The organism is Candidatus Hodarchaeum mangrovi, from assembly GCF_975850365.1.
Map to the genome: position 1 here is coordinate 1 of NZ_CDLCQJ010000012.1, position 4,344 is coordinate 4,344.

A 4,344-nucleotide genomic window follows, 5' to 3' on the forward strand; every position below is an offset into this window, starting at 1 on the left:
AGCAAATGCCATTTTTTTCACCTTTTCTCCGTATAAGTGATTGTTCTGGATTTCGACATCTAACAGAACAAATGTCCCGAAAAATCTAATACTTATAAACTTTTTCTTTCTTCTTCAAAGTATTGACCAATTTATTCTGAAGTGCCTCTCTACTAGTATGTGGTAAGATCAAAAAATCAATGAAGTGAGTGTCTGTTCGCTTCCAAAACTTACCTTTGTTAGTTTGTTTCTTTTTCCTTTAAAATTTTTAATTTGTCATTTGCCGTTATTATTTTAAAAACAAAAGTCTCTTCACAATAGATTTTACTAAAAAAAATTCTAGCTTATACTTTGTGAGCTATTTTTAACATTGAAATAATACATTGTCCAATACTGGTTGGTAAGTATTTGCTTCAGCTTTTCGTGTTGAAATCTAAGAGATTGTCCAATTCAGTTTGGAAAAAAGTAATTAAGCATCTCAAGGAGGTTTCTTTTTTCCTTATCTTGTCAATATAAAGTCAAAGATTAATAAAGTGCTTTAAGGAAAATCCAAAGATAAATAGGGAAACATGGGACCTAATTAAGGGTATCAATGAGAATTTTTTAACTTATTTCTGATTTGTACAATTCGTGATTCAGTTTCATTATCATAAAATTTACAGGTGATGAAGGAAAACCCTCTGGGATCAGGAAATAAATGTAAATCGAGTTTATCAGTCTTTATGATTGAATATTCATCCTGTTCTGTGAACGGGGTTTTAAATTCTTTGCTGACTTCTTTTAAAAAGGTTTTTCCAAGATCCCAAGTATTTAATTTAAATTTAATACGTTTTATTTGAGATTCCTCCTTAAATAGGCTAGAATAAGTACGGAACTGAAAATAATTGGAAAATATAATGGAGTTTCATTCGTTGTATCATTTTTAGTTTTTAAGGGAATAAGTGGAACACTCCCTTTAGGATCAGGTGAACCGAATATGAAATCAGATGCTTTATTTGTATCAATATGAAGCATTTTCCTTAGTATAGCTTGACCTGATCCAGGAATGCTTAATTGTTCAGAACCATCAGGAGCGGGAATTCCATATGCTACAACATCATAGAATTTACCTAAAGGATCAATTAATTGGACATAATCTCCACCAGTATTAACTAGAGTAAATCCTAGCTGAAAATCTCCCACATTTCCATAAGCATTGTTATATCCTGCAAGACTCTTCGCAATAATTATAGAACTGTAAGCTGGAATAGTATAATTATATGGAAAAGTCAGTAGAATATTATTATCACCAATTTTCCAATTTTCAATAAGTAGATCAAATGGGAAGCTATTTGTAAGCTCTATATATTCTCCTTCTGCATCTGAGACATCTGTAGGATCAGGTAATAATTCTGTTATTAAAAACCTCCAATTATCACTTGAATGATAATTAGCGATGTTTACTGTAACTTTATCAAAGAATACATTGGAATTATTACTAGCTTTGACTTCAAAGGACTGGATACCATTTTCCAACGCTGTTGTATCATATTGAATTGAAAAAGAGCTTTCAGAGGATGATACCTCAACCCATTCTGATGTTCCCCATCGATATGATAAAGTGGGATTTTCTAAACCAATAGATTGAGCATTCAGTGAAACTATACCAGATATTACTTCTGCATGAGTAAAACTTGTTTGAAAAACTCCTATTGGTAAATCCCAAGCCGATCCAACAGCTATATCGGATTCCCAGACAGATTTGAAGAAATCTGCAATATCAGGGGCATTATGGACTGCAATACCCATGTCCCGATTAGCCTCTGTTGAAGTGTATTCATTTTTTTGCGGTGTGACACTACGAGGACTCCAATTTCCAGAATAAACAAATACATGTTTTCCATCAATAATCCAATACTTGGCATGATAATAACCATTCACTTTATTCGCATCGGTTGTAGAATTATAAACAGGGATTAAATTATTAACTAAGGATATAGCTGCATTTTTGGTGTCAATATTCTCTGATTCTCCGAAACGTCTATTAGAAATTAAAACCTGAATATCAATGTTTGGATTGTTTTTCTTCAAGTCAATCAATGTATTATTAAAATCTGGACGACTAATAGTATACATAGAAACATATATTGATTCCTTAGCGCTTAATAAATATTTAAAAATTGTTTCATCTGCACTATCAGGATTTGTAAAAAGCGTCATGTTATAAATTCCTGTAAAATTAGCTTTTGGAATGTTTGTATGACTCGGATAGCTTGATGCAATGAAATTTTCTTTATCATCAGGTTTTCCAACAAATTTTCCTTTCGATTTTATAGGAATAGTATTTGAAGGATCAACTCCATCATTCCAGTCACGATTAAATATAGTTGTAAAGTAATTTGCTACATTAATATTTATGATGGCGAAACCTGCTTCTCTATTCTCGGTAAAAGCATTTTCTCCAAAATTGATTGAGGATAGAAGAGTAACTTTATTGTCAACAACAATCAGCTTATTATGGGTGCTTGATAACCAATCGTTATCAGGGTTATTATCTTGACTTCCCATCCATCTAATATCAATTCCTAAATTATTGAAATAGCTTGTAATATCATCTGAATCCGAATCTTCACGGACTTGAACTCTAATATTAATACTTCGATTATGTGCAGCCACTAAAGCACGAACGAGCGGATTAGAATCAGATATCCAATCTCCTGAATCAAATTTAGTAATGTACTGATTCTGAAGAATAATACTAGTGTTAGCACGATTAATCCATCCCACATGAATATCTAATGCATTATCAGGCGTAAACATGGGGCTTATTGTCATTATTTCTTTGATGTTTGTTGCATTAAAAGATGGGATATAAGCTTGACTTATTAAAGGTTCTTTTACCATCAAAGGAATATTATTATTATTTATAGAATAATGTGAAGTCGGTAGTGATGACAATACGCAACTAATCAGAGTGATTATAAAGAGATAAACATACACACGATTTAGCATCTTAAACACCATAAATCTAAACAGCATTGAAAGAAATTTCTATGTAATTCTATGATATATTGACCACAAATTTTTGGCTTTAAAAACCCGACTTTATTAAGTTCGTGACGTAAAAAATCAAAGAGAAGCAATTTTAACAGTATAAAATGATATTGGAAAACAACAGTAAAAGTCTAATAGAGATATTTTTTTAATAAAAAATTAGGATATAAACTTAGGAGAAAATGTCATGGAATCCTTATTATTAAAAAATGGTCTAATTGTAACAATGAATCGAAACAATGAGGTGATAGAAAGGGGGAACTTATATATTGAGGATGGAAAAATTCTTGAAATTGGGGAAAAAACACAAAAAAAGGCGGATATCGAATTAGATTGTAATTATCAGATAATTTTTCCTGGATTTATCTGTGCTCATACACATCTATATTCTGCCTTACTAAGAGGAGCACCAATGAAAATCACCCCTCCTTCTGATTTTACCCAAAATTTACAGCGTATTTGGTGGACTATGGATGAGGCATTGTCTCTTGAAGATGCTTATACATCAACTCTCTACGCTGTACATGAATTAGCCCTAAATGGAGTAACTGCATATCTGGATACTTATTCTGGTCCAAATTCAATTGAGGGGTCATTAGACCGAATTTCAAAAGCAACACAAGAAGTTGGTTCTCGGGGTGTTATATGTTTTGAAGCTACAGAACGCAGAAGTCCAGAGGAAGGAATTAGAGGACTTGAAGAAAATCGACGCTTTATTCAACAGAATGATCCTCAAAAGACTCTGATTCATGGAATCTATTGTTTACATGCATCCTTTACTGTTTCAGATGAGTTAATTCATAAAACAAATGAATATGCTGAACAAACTGATTCTTTTAAAACAATCCATACATCGGAGGGCATGGCGGATCTACATCACAATTTGGAGAAATATGGTAAAAGAACGGTTGAACGGTTGTTCGATGAAGAATTTCTTGGTCCACGAACTGCATTAGCTCACGCAGTTCATATTAATCAGCATGAAATTGATTTAATTGCTCAAACCAATTCAAATATTGCACACAATCCCAAAAGTAATGAATTAAATGCAGTTGGAATTGCTCAAATCCCTGAAATGATTCAGAAGGGAATAAATATCGGCGTAGGGAATGATGGGTTTATTTATGATGCAATAGAAAACATGCGAACAGCATATCTTATGCATAAGCTGAATCATCTTAATCCAAGTCAACTTCCTACTCCCTTACAAGTCACTCAAATGATAACTATAAATGCAGCTCAAGCAATAGGACTTAAAGATCATATTGGTTCAATAGAAGTCGGGAAAGCAGCTGATTTTGTAATATTCGATTGTACTGCATTACCTACACC

General features: G+C 32.5%; 2 protein-coding genes. One reads left to right on the plus strand and one right to left on the minus strand.

The features are described 5' to 3' along the window. Positions 1-810: 810 nt before the first annotated feature. A complete protein-coding gene (locus tag ACWVCY_RS01770) occupies positions 811-2,970 on the minus strand; it encodes a phospholipase D-like domain-containing protein (protein WP_455139881.1) in 2,160 nt (719 codons plus the stop codon). A gap of 229 nt (positions 2,971-3,199) precedes the next feature. Between ACWVCY_RS01770 and ACWVCY_RS01775 the strand changes: the two genes are divergently transcribed. After that, a partial coding sequence (locus ACWVCY_RS01775; RefSeq protein ID WP_455139883.1) for an amidohydrolase family protein occupies positions 3,200-4,344 on the plus strand: 1,145 nt, incomplete at its 3' end.